Annotated in this window: 15 protein-coding genes; 4 read left to right on the top strand and 11 right to left on the bottom strand. The window is 64.9% G+C overall.

Features of this window, described 5'->3' with window-relative positions; translation table 11 throughout:
• Positions 1-3 precede the first annotated feature (3 nt).
• A complete protein-coding gene (locus ACFWCF_RS22600) occupies positions 4-888 on the bottom strand; it encodes a phosphoribosylaminoimidazolesuccinocarboxamide synthase (RefSeq protein ID WP_378566305.1) in 885 nt (294 codons plus the stop codon).
• Positions 889-1074: 186 nt separating this feature from the next.
• On the opposite strand from ACFWCF_RS22600, the gene ACFWCF_RS22595 reads away from it, so the two are divergent.
• Positions 1075-1485, top strand: coding sequence for a hypothetical protein (locus ACFWCF_RS22595; protein ID WP_378490903.1), 411 nt, complete (start codon positions 1075-1077; stop codon positions 1483-1485).
• Positions 1486-1580: 95 nt separating this feature from the next.
• Here the strand turns inward: ACFWCF_RS22595 and ACFWCF_RS22590 are convergent, their stop codons facing one another.
• Positions 1581-2606 carry an ABC transporter substrate-binding protein gene (locus ACFWCF_RS22590; protein ID WP_378566302.1) on the bottom strand — a complete coding sequence of 342 codons (1026 nt, stop codon included), beginning with the start codon at positions 2604-2606 and terminating at the stop codon, positions 1581-1583.
• Between the two features lie 247 nt (positions 2607-2853).
• Here ACFWCF_RS22590 and ACFWCF_RS22585 point away from each other — a divergent pair, with 247 nt between their 5' ends.
• Positions 2854-3996, top strand: coding sequence for an isochorismate synthase MenF (locus tag ACFWCF_RS22585; protein ID WP_378566299.1), 1143 nt, complete (start codon positions 2854-2856; stop codon positions 3994-3996).
• 95 nt (positions 3997-4091) lie between these two features.
• Here ACFWCF_RS22585 and ACFWCF_RS22580 read toward each other — a convergent pair whose 3' ends face one another.
• Entirely contained in the window at positions 4092-5924 is a 1833-nt protein-coding gene (locus tag ACFWCF_RS22580) for an ABC transporter ATP-binding protein (protein ID WP_378566296.1), read from the bottom strand.
• Positions 5925-6000: 76 nt separating this feature from the next.
• Between ACFWCF_RS22580 and ACFWCF_RS22575 the strand changes: the two genes are divergently transcribed.
• Together ACFWCF_RS22575 and ACFWCF_RS22570 are read left to right on the top strand one after the other, a co-directional pair.
• Positions 6001-6501, top strand: coding sequence for a MarR family transcriptional regulator (locus ACFWCF_RS22575; protein WP_132475341.1), 501 nt, complete (start codon positions 6001-6003; stop codon positions 6499-6501).
• Positions 6502-6543: 42 nt separating this feature from the next.
• On the top strand, positions 6544-7035 hold the full coding sequence (locus ACFWCF_RS22570) for an FBP domain-containing protein (protein ID WP_054714018.1): 492 nt from the start codon (positions 6544-6546) through the stop codon (positions 7033-7035).
• On the opposite strand, the gene ACFWCF_RS22565 is transcribed toward ACFWCF_RS22570, so the two are convergent.
• Genes ACFWCF_RS22565 through ACFWCF_RS22530 form a run of 8 tightly spaced genes read right to left on the bottom strand, consistent with a single transcriptional unit; the run spans position 7029 to position 15061 of the window.
• Complete coding sequence (locus ACFWCF_RS22565) at positions 7029-7904, bottom strand: TIGR03619 family F420-dependent LLM class oxidoreductase (RefSeq protein ID WP_378566292.1); 876 nt, start codon at positions 7902-7904, stop codon at positions 7029-7031. The genes ACFWCF_RS22570 and ACFWCF_RS22565 overlap by 7 nt on opposite strands.
• 29 nt (positions 7905-7933) lie before the next feature.
• Complete coding sequence (locus ACFWCF_RS22560) at positions 7934-8995, bottom strand: DUF1214 domain-containing protein (protein WP_132475332.1); 1062 nt, start codon at positions 8993-8995, stop codon at positions 7934-7936.
• 40 nt (positions 8996-9035) lie between these two features.
• On the bottom strand, positions 9036-10181 hold the full coding sequence (locus tag ACFWCF_RS22555) for a sulfotransferase family protein (protein ID WP_378566289.1): 1146 nt from the start codon (positions 10179-10181) through the stop codon (positions 9036-9038).
• A gap of 36 nt (positions 10182-10217) precedes the next feature.
• A complete protein-coding gene (locus ACFWCF_RS22550; RefSeq protein ID WP_241997447.1) occupies positions 10218-11033 on the bottom strand; it encodes an SDR family oxidoreductase in 816 nt (271 codons plus the stop codon).
• On the bottom strand, positions 11030-11407 hold the full coding sequence (locus ACFWCF_RS22545) for a nuclear transport factor 2 family protein (protein WP_054714012.1): 378 nt from the start codon (positions 11405-11407) through the stop codon (positions 11030-11032). Before ACFWCF_RS22545 ends, ACFWCF_RS22550 begins: the two co-directional genes overlap by 4 nt.
• A gap of 44 nt (positions 11408-11451) precedes the next feature.
• Positions 11452-13353, bottom strand: coding sequence for a sulfate adenylyltransferase subunit CysN (cysN, locus tag ACFWCF_RS22540; RefSeq protein ID WP_378566286.1), 1902 nt, complete (start codon positions 13351-13353; stop codon positions 11452-11454).
• The gene (gene cysD / locus ACFWCF_RS22535; protein WP_378566379.1) at positions 13353-14258 is read right to left on the bottom strand and encodes a sulfate adenylyltransferase subunit CysD; all 906 of its coding nucleotides are present in this window, start codon (positions 14256-14258) and stop codon (positions 13353-13355) included. The genes cysN and cysD overlap by 1 nt, the downstream gene beginning before the upstream one ends.
• A gap of 11 nt (positions 14259-14269) precedes the next feature.
• On the bottom strand, positions 14270-15061 hold the full coding sequence (locus ACFWCF_RS22530; protein WP_378566284.1) for a 3'(2'),5'-bisphosphate nucleotidase CysQ: 792 nt from the start codon (positions 15059-15061) through the stop codon (positions 14270-14272).
• Positions 15062-15093: the final 32 nt, after the last annotated feature.

Here is a 15093-nt window from a genome sequence, read left to right as displayed (position 1 = left end):
TGGTCAGCCGATCCAATCGTCGAAGGACAGTCCGGAAATGCGCTCGTAGGCCTCGATATACCGCGCACGGGTCTTGTCGACGATGTGCTGGGGCAACGCAGGGGGCTGTGTGTCGGAGGCGCGGTCCCATCCGGATTCGTCGCTGGTGAGCCAGTTACGGACGATCTGCTTGTCGAAGCTCGGCTGCACCTTGCCTTCCGCATACTCGGCCAGATCCCAGTACCGGGACGAATCGGGGGTGAGCACCTCGTCGGCCAGCACGAGATTGCCAGCCTTGTCGAGACCGAACTCGAGTTTGGTGTCGGCGAGCATGATGCCCCGCTCGTAGGCGAAGATCGATGCCCGGTCGTAGATGTCGAGGGTGTCCTGGCGCAGCTGCATCGCCAGATTCAGCCCGATCTTCTCGGCGACCTGCTCGAAGCTGATGTTCTCGTCGTGATCACCGAGGTCGGCTTTCGTCGCGGGCGTGAAGATCGGCTCGGGAAGCCGGGAGGCCTCCACCAGTCCCTCGGGCAGGCTCACGCCGCACACCGAGCCGGTGGTCTGGTAGTCGGCGAGACCGGACCCGGTGAGATAGCCGCGGGCGACGCACTCCACCGGCACCATCTCGAGGCGCTTGACGATCAATGCGCGACCGAGGACCTCGGCGGGAATCCGCTCGTCGTCGGGCTCACCCGCCAGGTGGTTGTTCGCGTCGAGGTGGTCGAAGAAGAACACGCTCATCGCGGTGAGCACGCGCCCCTTGTCGGGGATCGGGGTCTCCAGGACGTGGTCGTAGGCCGAGATCCGGTCGCTGGCCACGAGCAGCAGGTGCTCGTCGTCGACGATGTAGAGGTCGCGGACCTTGCCGCCTGCGAGGTGTGAGTAGGAATCGAGTGAAGGACGCACGGTGACACCCTAGTGGTCGACACCGACGCATACCGCACTCCGTGGCGGATATCCCATCGACGGGGCAGGCGTCACCCCCCCGTCCATGGGAGCGGCGGTGCACGCTGAGGCCCTGCCGTGATCGTATCGCGATCGGAACGAAACCGATTGTTTCGTTCTGCCGCATGATGGGGCACCATCTCTTCGGTGAGGACCAGACGCGGCGATAACAGATCCACCGACGACATCACGTACATCCCCCTCGGCTCGTCCGGCCAGGCGTCGAACGAGCTCCGGAATGCCACGGCGATGCAGGACACGACCGACTACGAATCACTGCGCGCGGCAATGGACGCGGAGTATTACTGGCGCGGCGTCAAAGAGACGTTCCAGATCGCGGACGAGTCGTTCGCCACGGTCTCGAGGGAGACACGCGATCGCCTCGACATCTCCGCGGCCGTGATGGCGCGCGCATCCCACTGGGTCGGCACGATCGAGCTGGCCGCGGAGGGAGCACACCTGTACGGAGCTCTCGTGGCCTACACACAGGGTGTCGGCGACAGCTACTCGGCGATCGAGTCGTGGGCACGCACCACCAAGAACGCTCTGCGTCCCTGATCCGCGAACATTGATTCGGGCACGCAAACGGCCCCCAGGAGCGAGGGCCGTTCGGGCGTGCGGTGCCGCAGGTTCGCACCCGCTGCGAGGCAGTTTTACTGCGACTGGTTGGCGGGCAGCTTCTCGAGTGCTGCGTCGATGGAATCGAGTGCGAGAAGCGCTGTTTCGTAGGTTGCCGCATTGGCATGCTTGACGGCGACGAGGTTACCGGCCTTGACTGCGGGCAGTTCCTTCCACAGCGGTGAGTCGAACAGTTCCTGCAGTGCCGGAGTGACGGAGCCGTCCGCTTCGATACCGTAGACGATCACGTCGGCGTCACCGAGGTTCTCCGGCAGCTTCTCGAACGAGAGGTACTCGCCGTGGGTGATCGCGGGGTCGGCCGGCTCGCCGGGGAAGTCGAAGCCGAGGTCGTCGAAAAGATTCGAGGTGTAGGACGACTTGTACTCGCGCATGTATTCACCGGGGTTCGTGCCACACTCGCTGCACACACCGGCAAACTTCAGGCCGCCGAGGGTACCGGCGTACTTGTCGGCGAGTTCCGCAGCGCGCGCGTCGTACTCGTCCTTGAACTCGCCGTAGGCGTCGCTCACGTTCGCAGCATCGGCGAACTGCTCGCCGAGTTCACGCCATTGACCCGGGATACTGGGACCGAGGAACACCACCGGCGCAAGCGTTTCCAGCGTGGCCATGTCGAGCTGCTCCTGGACCATCGCGGGAACACCCATGATGATGAGGTCGGGCTCAGCCATGGTGATGGCCTCGTAGTTGAGGTCGGCGACCGACATGTCGGGAGCGACCTTCGGCAGCTCCTCGTATGCGGCGAGGGTCTCCTCGTCCATGTTCTCGGTCTCTCGCGTCCACTCGCACACTGCAGCGAGGTTGGCGTCTGCCTGGATCAGAGGAAGCACCGCGTAGCCGCAGGCGACGATGCGCTGCGGATCTGCCGGGATCTCGATGGAACCGTTCTGAGCCTCGAAGGTGCGAGTCTCCGTCGAAGCAGCGGTATCCGTTTCTTCGGAGCCTCCATTGTCGCTCGAACATCCCACCAACCCGACCGTCAACAAGGCCGCCGCGCCGAGCACTGCGGCGCTGCGCACCCGGCTCCGTTTCAGAACCCGCATCGTGTGTCTCCCACATGTCTCGTCGCCGGCAGCGCGTTGCCCCGGTCACGATTGGTTAGGCTAACCAAAAGAACGGACCAAGCCAAGCGCCCCGTCCATCCGATTTCACCCGGAATTTCGGCGAACCGACCCTTCTCGTCGCGCAACACGATTCGTAGCGATAGCAAAGGTAAGGCTAACCGTATAGTTTCGTGACCGGTCGCGCGCAGCCGCCGCGGCCGATCAGCCGCAACCGAAAGGTGTGAGCATGCAAGCACCGGTCGCCGTCGCCGCCGCAACCGACCGGGCCGGACGGACCGCACCGCCCCCCTTCGTGCTGTCCCGCCCTCACGGCACCGTGCTCGCCCACGGTGTTCACGACCGCTTCGACTCCGCCGCCGACGCCGTGTCCGCGCTGCGCACCGGACGGATCCGCGCCGTGGTCGGAGCTCTTCCCTTCGCCCCCGACCACCCGGCAGCGCTCACCGCGCCCGAGGTTCTCGACCACACCGCCACCGCATTCACGACAGAAACGCCTGCGCTACCGACGATCCGGATCTCCGGAGTCATGCCCGCCGAGGTCGAACACGTCGACCGCGTGACCACGGCGCTGGGTCTGCTCCGTGCCGACGACAACACGCTGGAGAAAGTCGTCCTCGCCCGAGCCCTCACTCTCGAGGCCGAGAGCCGCATCGATCCCGAAACACTTCTTGTCGCTCTGGTGTCCCACGACACCGTCGGCAACGGTTTCTCCGTCGATCTCAGTGCGGCAGGCGCGCAGTGGTCCGGACGTCACCTGGTGGGTGCAAGCCCCGAGGTACTCATCCGCCGCCGTGGCGACCTCGTCACCGCGCACCCCCTCGCCGGTTCCGCACCCCGGAGTTCGGACCCCGAACTCGACCGCGCCACAGCCGAGGAACTTCGCGCATCCGCCAAGAACCTGGGTGAACACGCCCACGTGATCGATTCCCTGCGGGCATCGCTCGAGCCGCTGTGCTCGGAACTGCACATTCCGAATCACCCTTCCCTCACCAACACTCGGCACCTATGGCATCTGGGAACGCCGGTGTCGGGCAGACTTCGCGACCCGTCGGTGACCGCCCTCGACCTGGCACTTTCCGTCCATCCGACACCCGCGATCTGCGGCACCCCCACCGAGTCCGCCCGCGATCTGATTCGCGAACTCGAAGGAGACCGCGGTTTCTACGCGGGCGCACTCGGCTGGTGCGACGAGAACGGCGACGGCGAATGGATGGTCACCATCCGTTGCGCGGTCCTCGAACCCGACGGCACGACACTGACTGCACATGCGGGCGGAGGCATCGTCGCAGATTCCGATCCCGCCGACGAATTGGCCGAGACCACAGTGAAGTTCGGTACCGTCCTCGAGGCCTTCGGGGTCCAACGATGAGATTGTGATCCACCGCTGAGGTATCCGCGCGGATTCTTGCTTCCCACATCCACGATCGTGGCAGCGGGAAGCGAAAATCCTCGCGAGAGTTCAGCTCACACGGCGACCGGCTGCTCGACTCGGGCAGCGAGTGCCGCGTACCGGCCGCCGAGCGCGACCAGCGTGTCGTGGCTACCGCGTTCGACGATACTGCCGTGATCGAGTACGACGATCTCGTCGGCGTCGCGGACCGTCGAGAGGCGGTGCGCGATGGTGATCGTCGTGCGGCCGTGTCGCGCGGTGTCGATCGCCTGCTGCACCAGACGTTCCGTTTCGTTGTCGAGCGCGCTGGTGGCCTCGTCGAGCACCAGGATCCGTGGGTCGCGCAGCAACGTCCGCGCAATGGCGAGCCGCTGCTTCTCACCACCGGAGAAACGGTGACCGCGGGCTCCGACGACGGTGTCGTAGCCCTCCGGCAGCGACACGATCAGGTCGTGGATGCGCGCGGCGCGGGCGGCGGCCTCGATCTCCGCATCGGTCGCGTCGGACTTCGCGTAGCGCAGGTTCTCACGCACGGTCGCGTGGAGGAGATAGGTCTCCTGCGAGACCACACCGACCAGCGCGGCAACATCGGCGAGCGCCATGTCGCGCAGGTCCACACCGTCGATCGTGACGCGCCCCGATGTCGGATCGTACAACCGCGCGACGAGACCGCCGAGTGTGGTTTTGCCCGAACCGGTCTCGCCGACGAGGGCAATCTGAGCACCGGCAGGCACGTCGAGGGTGACGTCGTCGAGTGCGAGGCGGTGCGCGCCGTCGTACCGGAAGTCGACGTTCTCGAATCGCACTGCACCCGCGACCCGTTCGCGGTCGACGTGGACCGGTCTCTCCGGGCCGTCGATCTCGACGGTGAGGTCCAGGTATTCGAAGATCCGGCTGAACAGCGCGAGCGAACTGGTGACGGTGATTCCGACGTCGAGCAGGCTCATCAGCGGCCGGAACAGGGTCGCCTGCAGGCCGGTGAAGGCGACGAGGGTACCGATCGTCATGCCGCCGGAGGTAGCGGGCAGGCCGGCGACGAGATAGAGCACCGCGGGGATCGCGGAGAAGACGATGTTCATGGTGGCCATGCGCCAGCGTCCGGACAGCTGCGCGTGCAGTTCGAGATCGGCGAGCTCGTCGGAGGTCTGCGCGAACTTACCGGACAGTGCGGGCCCGGTGCCGAGAGTCTTGACGAGCAGCATTCCGCTGACGGACAGCCCCTCTTCGATCTGCGTTTGCATATCGGCCATGCGGCGCTGCTGGCGAGCGGTGATCACGCGTCGCATCATCGCGACACGGCGCGTGAGCCAGATGGCAGGCGGCAGCACGATCAGCGACAGTAGCGCCAGTCGCCAGCTGAGGATCGTCATCGCGACGGCGGTACCGACCACGGTGGTGACGTTGGAGGCGATGGACGTCGCCGTGGAGGTCACCACCGACTGCATTCCACCGATGTCGTTGGTCAGCCGCGACTGGATCTCACCACCGCGAGTCCGGGTGAAGAAGCTCAACGACTGCCGTTGCAGGTGCGAGAACACGCGAGTTCGCAGATCGTGCATGATCCGCTGCCCGACGGTCGTGGAAATCCACGTCTGAGCGACGCCGAGCAGGGAGCTGACGACGGTGACGGCGAGCATGCCGCCCACCACCCACAGCAGCAGGCTCACGTTCTGGTGCGGGATCGCGTCGTCGATGACGGCGCGGACGAGGAAGGGGTTCGCGAGCGAGATGACCGACGACGCGACGATGAGCGCAACGACGACGGTGATCTGCCAGCGGTAGGGGGCGAACAGGGCGCCGATGCGCCGCAGGCTGACGGGTGATTCCTTCAGCTGTTCGATGTCTTTGGGGTCGACCTTGGATCCGCGGCCTCTGCCGCCGCCCTGGCCGGGTGGGGGCTGCATCATGTGCGCACCACCTCGATTCATGATTCGTTCCTACTTAGTGAGGTTGCCTCATTAAGAGGTAACAGTCAACTGAGGTATGGTGAACGTCATGTCGGACTCCCCCGCCACACTCCGCGACCTTCTCATGGCCACCACCCGTACGCTGCGAAAACGGTGGCACGAGAGAATCCGGCCCTGGGAGCTGTCCCCGCACGAACACCGGGCGCTGCGGGTGATCGGCAACGCAGACGAACCGGCCCGGTTGGGGGTCGTCGCGAAGTCGCTGCGCATCGTGCCGCGGTCGGTGACGGAGGTCGTCGACCGGCTCGAGTCCCGCGGTCTGACCGAGCGACTACCCGACCCGGCCGATCGGCGCGCGGTGTGCGTACAACTCACTTCTGACGGGCGACGCCTACTGACCGAGCTCGACGCCGCACGCGACGCCGACGCGGCCGAAGTGTTCACCCGGCTCGACGCCGCCGAACGCGCAGAGCTCGCCCGCCTGCTCCGCAAACTCGCCGACGGTCACGACGCCGACGGTCACGACCGGGAGTCCCGCGACGGAAATTCTGTTGCCTCAGCGAACGAAGGTCCGTAGCGTCGGCGAACGTCGAACGCAGTCGAGAAGGAAGGCGCATCCATGCTGCCGGTCAGCGAACGCGACATCAGGTCGTCGTTCATCAATTGCTCGAAAGGTGACGCGAAGCGCCTGTCCGTCCCCGCCGACCTGGACGGTCTGCCCTGGGACGACCTCGATTTCCTCGGCTGGACCGACCCGTCGTATCCCGGCCGCTGCTACGTGGTGGCCGAGCAGGGCGACCGCATCGTCGGGGTCGCACTGCGACACGAGTCCGGTGGCCGCCGCCCCGCGCAGATGTGCTCGATCTGCCAGACCACGCACCCCAACGGCGGAGTGCACCTCATGGCGGCGAGCAAGACCGGCGACGCCGGACGCCGGGGCAATACGGTCGGCATCTACATGTGTGCCGACCTCGGCTGCTCGCTCTACGCACGCCGCAAGAAGACGCCGAGTGGGGGCCGTCTGTACCGCGACGACTCCCCACTCGACGGCCGGATCGAGCGCGTCCGGTCCAATCTGGACGCGTTCATCGCCCGCGTCGGCGCCTACTGAACACCGATCACGTCGTCGGCGAACCGTCGGATCGCGTCGAGCCTGGCTTGCGGATCCGACGGATCCACGCCGTACATCCGCCAGGGCGCCACCCGCACGCGAGTGACCCCGATATCGGCCAGGCGTCGGTATCCGTCGACATCGGAGACGTCTGTCGGCGACACATCGATCTCGAACGGCACATCGGCACGGCCGAATTCGGAACGGAGCTCCGTCAGTCGTGTGATCGCCGATGCCAGCGCTTCGGTATCCGTATTGACCGAGATCCAGCCGTCTCCGAGCCGCGCCGCGCGCCGCAGACCCGCTTCGCTGTGACCGCCGCCGTAGATCGGGACGGGCCGGTCAGGCGCCGGACTGATCATCAGACGATCGAAATCGTAATGCTTACCGTGGAATTCGACCCATTGCGGCCCCTCGCCGGAACACACCGCCTTGACGATCGCGATGGCTTCGTCGGTGCGCGCACCGCGAGTGCGCATCTCGGTACCGGTGAACTCGAATTCCTCGGGAATCCACGACAGTCCGACGCCGACCGCGATGCGGTTCTGCGACATCACCGCCATTGTCGCCACCTGCTTCGCGGTGAGCAGTGGATCGCGCAGCGGCAGCTTCAGCACATTGGTGTAGAACCGCACGCGCGCGGTGACGGCCGCCATCGCGGTCATCGCGATGAACGGATCGGGCATCGGCGTCTCGGGAGCCCACATCCGCTTGCCGTCCGCCGAATACGGATAGTCGGCCGACACCGTCTCGGGGTAGAAGACGGAGTCGGGCAATGCAATCGCGTCGTAGCCGCATTCGTCGGCCACCCGAGCGAAGGCGGGCAGGTCTCCCGCATCGATCATCGCGGCGGGCAGTGCCCATTTCATGGGCCCTGATCTCTTCATGGGCACTGAGCTCACAACTTCACGACCCGCGACGCCGGGATCGGATGCGAATCGGCCTTGATCCAGCGCATCGCCCACGTGCCCTCGGTGTGCGAATCGGTATCGATCCAATTGCCGAATCCGGGATCCTTCGCGGCGACGACGATCGTCAACGTGCCGTCGTCGTTCAGCTTCGCCGTGTGGTTGTTGATGTAGATGTTGGTCCGGTTGTAGTCGAGCGACTCGACCCAGAAGTTCTGCAGCACGAAGTTGAAGTACTCGCAGTTCGGCACCTCGGTCTCGATCACCCAGGCTTCGTCGGCGGCGAGTTTCCAGTAGCCGTGCAGGTAGAAGATCGTGGGATCACCACCGGCGTTCTGGAACGTTTCCTGTCCGCGGTCGAAGATCTCGTTGGGCTGCCCCTGGAACTCGCGCGACCATTCCAGGAAAGTGTTCGCGGTGCCGCGGACCATGCCGATGGCCTTTCCGAGGCGGCCGGACATCTCTTCCGAGCTCAACGGGACGAATTCACCGTCGGGGTTCAGGCATTCGATGGACAGCTCGGCGGGAACCTCGCTGCGCCGGTCCCGGTACGTCTGCCGAACCGAGATGAGGTTACTGTCCGCGGCGAGCGGCAGCCACGACCCTTCTGCGGGTGCGTCGACGCTCGCGATGAACGTGAACCGCCCGTGTTCGTCGACGTCGAGATCGTGGCCGTGCAGGTCGCCGGTCTGCAGCATGGTGCCGTCGATGTGGTACCGGTTGACCCGCGACCCGAACGTCACGAGCGGCACGGTCCCCCGCGTGCCCGTGATCCGGTAGGTGTACCTACCGGAAATGTTCGCGCGCATGTACAGGTTGTCGGGGTTGTCGGCACCGATCTTCGTCATCATGTTCGGGTTCGGCGCCGAGGTGAACTGTGGCCACCGTGGATCGGTGTATTCGACGCAGTTGATGGTGGCGTAGCGCAGCAGCCGGCTCAGGTAGCGGACACCTTCGGCTTGGGTCGTCGAGTCCTGCGGGACGATCTCGTCCTGCAGGATGTTGCCGGTCTCGAGAAGATCGGCGCAGAACTTCTCCCAGGTCGCGTTCATATGATGGTCCTGTTCTTCGGTCGGTGTTCCGAGGTCCGCTTCAGGCGGTGGCGGCGAATGCCCGATCGACGTCGGAGGCCGTGATCCCGAAGTCTTCGAGCGAGTAGACGTGCGACGGGCGACGATGCTCGGCGAGGCTGCCCTGATGCGACGCCTCCACCGCAGCACGTGTGGCGTCCGTGAACGGCATCGCAAACTGCGCGTAGATCTTCTCGACCGTGCCGGTCGGGTCTGCGACGAAATCCCGGTAGTCGACATCGATGAACTGTTCCGCGTCGTAGCGGGCGCGAGCCTCGTTGAACTCCCAGTTACCCCGCGCCCACAACTCGAGTTGAGTACGCCCGATGGTCTCGCGGTCGAACGCATCCGACATGTCGTGCTTGCCCTGCTCGGCGAGGCTGAAGGTGGACGCCATAGACGTGTGTGAATCGCGGAATGTGCGCACGATCAATGCGTCCGGGTAGGCGCGCATGATCGCGTCGATCGCGAACACATGGCTGGGGCTCTTGAGAACCCACCGACGCCCCGGGTCGTTCATCCCGATCAGCTGCAGATTCTTCTTGTGCCTCGCGTAGGTCTCAGTCCAGTCCTGCTCGGCCAACCACGTCGAGTAGGACGGTATGTACGACACGCACTCGAAGGAAATCGAGAGCATCGTCTGCTGTAGCAGCCGCCAGCATTCCTCGACTTCTTCCGCTCCCATGAAATGCACCTTCATGAGATCCGCCTCATTCTCCTGGCGGGCCCGGTAGAAGGCATCCGACCGGAGGAAATCCGCGTTCTCCGACCATGTCTCGCGAGCGGGGCGAGGCTGTGGTGATTCAGCAAGCCACATCTCGACGCCCTGATGCGCCGGGTCCGCGCTGAGCAGCCGGTGCAGCGCAGTGCTCCCCGTCCGCGTCAGGCCGCACACGAAGACAGGTCGCTCGACCGCGACGTCGACGTGTGCGGGGTAGCGGGAGAATCCGGCTTCGCTGGTCAGGCGACCCGAGAGTGCACTGACGATCATCTTGCGGGCGATCATCCGCCCCTGTGAGGTGAGATCGGCCTCGCGTTCGAAGGAATCGAGGAGAACCTGCAGCCCTTCGAGGTAGTCGTCGCTGCCGAAGTCGCTGTATCCGGCAGCCTCACGCGCGGCCTGGTGCAGGTCCTCGATGGAACCGATGCCGTCGTAATCGTGTGTCATCCATACTCCTTGCGAGAATGTCCTTGCGAGAATGTCTCAGTGGTGGGTGTGACCGCAGTCGACATCCAGGCACTGCCCGGTGATCGCCCGCGCGAAATCGGAGGCGAGGAACACGACCGCGTTCGCGATGTCGTCGGGCTCGGGCAGCCGGCGCAGATCGGTGCCTGCCGCGACCTCGGCGTAGATCACGTCCGGATCGACACCACGCTGCTCCGCCTGCCGTTCGAACATCCGCTTCACCGAATCGGCCCAGATGTACCCCGGAGCCACCGAATTCACCCGGACGCCCTTCGGTCCGAGCTCGACCGACAGGCTCCTGGCGATCGCCAGGAGACCCGATTTCATCACCCGATAGGCACCGAAGTTCGGCAATCGGTTCCGGATCACCATCGAATTGATCATCACGACCGAACCCTGCGACTCCACGAGCGCCGGGGCCAGCGCCTTCGTGAGAGCGAGCGAGGCCAGCACGTTGATGTCCACGCCCTGCCGGATGTCGTCGAGCGCGGCGTCGAGCAGCCCGCCATGCGCGGGCACGACGAACGCGTTGTGAACCACCGCATCGATCCGGCCGAACTCTTCGAGCGCGCTCGACGCGAGAGACTGCACCGACTCCCCGTCGGTGAGGTCGGTGGGCACACACAAAGCGGTGCCGCCGCCTGCCCGAATCTCCTCCGCGACAGCGTCGAGCCGCGAGGCAGTACGCGCTGCCAGCACGACCCGTGCGCCTGCCTCTGCGGCACGGATCGCAACGGACCGGCCCAGCCCCGGCCCCACGCCCGAGACCACCACGATCTTGTTATCGAGCAGTCGGGGGGTCGTCTGAGCAGGCCGGATCGCGGCTCTCGTCACCGCGATCCGGCCTGATCCGCGTGGGCTTCGATATCGATCACGACGCTGAGCGAGACGATCCGGCACTCGTCGTCGAACTCGAACAGGTCGGTGGCGAGGAACTCGCGCATCCCCTCGCGCTGGATCCTCAACTGTGTGGCGGCGTACCGGCCGAAGACCGTGATGGGCGAGTATCGCGTCACCGAGAACTCCACCTTCGCGCACTCGGTGTCGAACTCCCGGATTTCCTCGATCCCCCGGTAGGTATTCATGCCCAGCGGCTCGTGCTGGACGGCATCGGCCGCGAAGAGCGACACGAGTTGATCCACCTCATGATTGCTCAGATGCTTCACATACGATTCGATGACGGAGCAGATTTCGTCACGACTGGGCACAGGGCCCTCCTTCTGGTGATGAACGACTTACTCGACGAAAGTGGTCAGGCGATGATGCCGCGGTCGCGCAGGAATTCGACTACCAGCCCGCTTGCTTCCTCGGGCGTGGTCGTGGTCGTGCGGATTCGCAGTTCGGGATTTTCCGGCGGCTCGTACGGGGAGTCGACTCCGGTGAAGTTCGTCAGATCGCCGCGGCGCGCCTTCTTGTAGAGGCCCTTGGGATCTCGCTGTTCGGCGACCTCGATCGGGGTGTCGACAAACACCTCGCAGAACTGGTCCGGGCCGATCACTTCGCGTGCCGCGTCGCGGTCAGCACGGAACGGAGAGATGAACGACGCCAGGACGATCAGGCCGGCATCCGCCATCAGCCGGGCCACCTCGGTAACGCGTCGGATGTTCTCCACTCGGTCGGCCTCGGTGAATCCGAGGTCGCGGCCGAGTCCGTGCCGGATGTTGTCTCCGTCGAGGAGATAGGTATGGCAGCCCATTGCATACAACTTGCGCTCGAGATCGTTGGCGATGGTCGACTTGCCTGATCCGGACAGGCCGGTGAACCACAGTACTTGCGATCCGTGGCCGTTGAGCGCCCTGCGGGCATCACCGTCGACGTCCACGGCCTGCCAGTGGATGTTGTCGGAACGTCGCAGCGAGTGCGCGATCATACCGGCGCCGACCGTGGTGTTGGTGAGCCGGTCGATCAGAATGAACCCGCCGGTATCGCGATTCGCAGCATAGGCATCGAACGGCACCGGCCGGTCGAAGCTGATGTTGCACACGCCGATCTCATTGAGCGCAAGCGTGTTGGTCGCAGTCTTCTCGAGAGTATTGACGTTGACCTTGTGCTTGGGTTTGGTGATGCGTGCCTGCACCGCCATCGTCCCGATCTGACACAGATAGGGACGCTCGGGCAGCATTTCGTGTTCGCCCATCCACACCACGTGCGCCTCGAACTGGTCGGCGACACCGGGCAGTACCTCCGCTCCGGCAAGCACATCGCCGCGGCTGACGTCGATCTCGTCGGCGAGAGTAATGGTGACCGACTGACCGGCGATGGCCTCGTCGAGGTCACCGTCCATGGTGACGATCCGCGCGACGGTGGACTCCTTGCCGCTGGGGAGAACTCGCAGCCGGTCGCCCGGACGCACGGCTCCGCCGACGATCTGGCCGGAGAAGCCACGGAAGTCGAGGTTCGGGCGGTTGACCCACTGCACCGGCATGCGGAACGGGCCATTGCGCAGGTCGTCGTCGATCTCGACGTTCTCGAGGTGCTCGATCAGCGTCGGCCCGTGATACCAGGGTGTGTTGGAGCTGCGTTCGGTGAGATTGTCACCGACGTACGCCGACATGGGGATCGCGACGACGCCTCCGAGACCGATCTCGTTCGCGAAACTCGTGTATTCGCTGACGATGTCGTCGAACACGCCCTGCGAGTAGTCGACCAGGTCGAGTTTGTTCACGGCGATCACCACGTGGCGGATACCGAGAAGCGAGACGAGGTACGAATGCCGGCGGGTCTGGGTGAGCACACCCTTGCGGGCGTCGATGAGGATCACCGCGAGGTCGGCGGTGGACGCACCGGTGACCATGTTGCGGGTGTACTGCTCGTGACCCGGAGTGTCCGCGACGACGAACTTGCGCTGCTCGGTCGAGAAGTAGCGGTACGCGACGTCGATGGTGATGCCCTGTTCGCGTTCGGCAGCCAAACCGTCGACGAGAAGCGCGAAGTCGAGGCCCTCACCCTGGGTGCCAACCTTGCGTGAATCGGCTTCGAGCGCGGAAAGCTGATCCTCGAAGACCAGTTTCGACTCGTAGAGCAGGCGGCCGATCAGGGTGGACTTGCCGTCGTCGACGCTGCCGCACGTGATGAATCGGAGCATCGACTTGCTCGCGTGCCGTGCAAGGTACTGCTCGATGTCGTCGGCGATCAGTTCCGAAGGCTGAGTCATCAGAAGTACCCTTCCTGCTTCTTCTTCTCCATCGAGGCACTGGAGTCGTGGTCGATCACGCGACCCTGACGCTCGGAGGTGGTGGTGAGCAACATTTCCTGGATGATGTCGGTCAACGTCTCGGCCGTGGATTCGACGGCGCCGGTGAGCGGGTAGCACCCGAGGGTGCGGAAGCGCACACTCTTGAGCTCGGGGACCTCGCCGGGCAGCAGCGGCATCCGGTCGTCGTCGACCATGATCAGTGCGCCGTCGCGTTCGACGACGGGCCGCTTCGCCGCGAAATAGAGCGGGACGATCGGGATGTTCTCCTGCCGGATGTATTCCCACACATCGAGTTCGGTCCAGTTCGACAGGGGGAACACCCGCAGGGACTCACCGGGCGATTTGCGGACGTTGTACATCCGCCACAGCTCGGGCCGCTGCTGTTTCGGATCCCAGCGGTGCTCGGCGGAGCGGATGGAGAAGACGCGCTCCTTGGCACGGGACTTCTCCTCGTCGCGGCGCGCGCCGCCGAATGCGGCGTCGAACTTGTACAGGTCGAGCGCCTGCTTGAGGCCTTCGGTCTTCCACATGTCGGTGTGGGTCGCCGAACCATGAGTGAACGGGTTGATGCCCTTCTCGACACATTCCGGGTTCTTGTACACGATCAGGTCGAGATCTCTTGCGGCGGCAGTCTCGCCACGCAGCGTGTACATGTCGCGGAACTTCCACGTGGTGTCGACGTGAAGCAGCGGGAAGGGCAGGCGGGACGGGTAGAACGCCTTGCGGGCCAGATGCAACATCACGGCACTGTCCTTGCCGACCGAGTACAGCATCACGGGGTTCTCGCTCCCGGCGACTGCTTCCCGCATGATGTGGATGCTCTCCGCCTCGAGACGTTCCAGGTGTGTCAGGGTTTTACTGATGGTGGGACTGTTCATCGTCCGAGCACCTCCAATACTTCGCCGGCCAGTTCGGGGCGGCAGATCAACATGTCGGGCATCCAGGGGTTTTCCTGGTTGTAGCGGGGTTCGGAGCCGTCGATTCGTGACACGTGCAGCCCGGCGGCGCGTGCAACCGCCACGGGGGCGGCGGAATCCCACTCGTACTGGCCGCCGGTGTGGGCGTAGATGTCGACCTCACCCCGCACCACGGCCATCGCTTTCGCGCCGGCCGACCCCATCTCCACGAGTTCACCGCCGAGCGCGGACGCGAGGGCCAGGACGGGTTCGGGTTTGCGGGTGCGGGACACCACCACGCGAGGGGTTCGCGGTTGCGGCGAGGAGATTGAGGGTGTGTCGCCCGTCGAGTAGGTCACCCCGAGTGCGGGCATCGCGACCGCTCCGGCCGTCAGCAGTCCGCTCTCGACGAGGGCGACGTGCACGGCCCAGTCGGTACGTCCGGACTCGCCGTACTCCCGGGTCCCGTCGAGCGGGTCGACGATCCATATACGGTCCGAGCCGAGACGGGCAAGATCGTCTGCGCCTTCTTCGGAGAGCACTGCGTCCTCGGGAAACTTGGCCTCGAGCGCACGGACGAGCCACTCGTGGCTCCTCAGATCTCCCATCCGGCGGATCTCATCCGGATCGGCGCCTCCGGCTTCGAGACCGAGACGGAGTTCGAGGAGTAATTCTCCCGCGCCTGTTGCCAGTTCTGTGGCCGCGAGCGTGTCGCTTGCGTTCACGACGGGAGGGGTCGATTTCGTCGCCACAGGGGCGCGGTGGTCCATGATTGAGACTCTAACCACAGAACGAACATTGT

Source organism: Rhodococcus sp. NPDC060090, from assembly GCF_042729855.1.
In the GTDB taxonomy this organism is placed as follows: domain Bacteria; phylum Actinomycetota; class Actinomycetes; order Mycobacteriales; family Mycobacteriaceae; genus Rhodococcus.
Note: the sequence above shows the minus strand (reverse complement) of the source record. Positions and strands in the feature narration are given on the sequence as shown.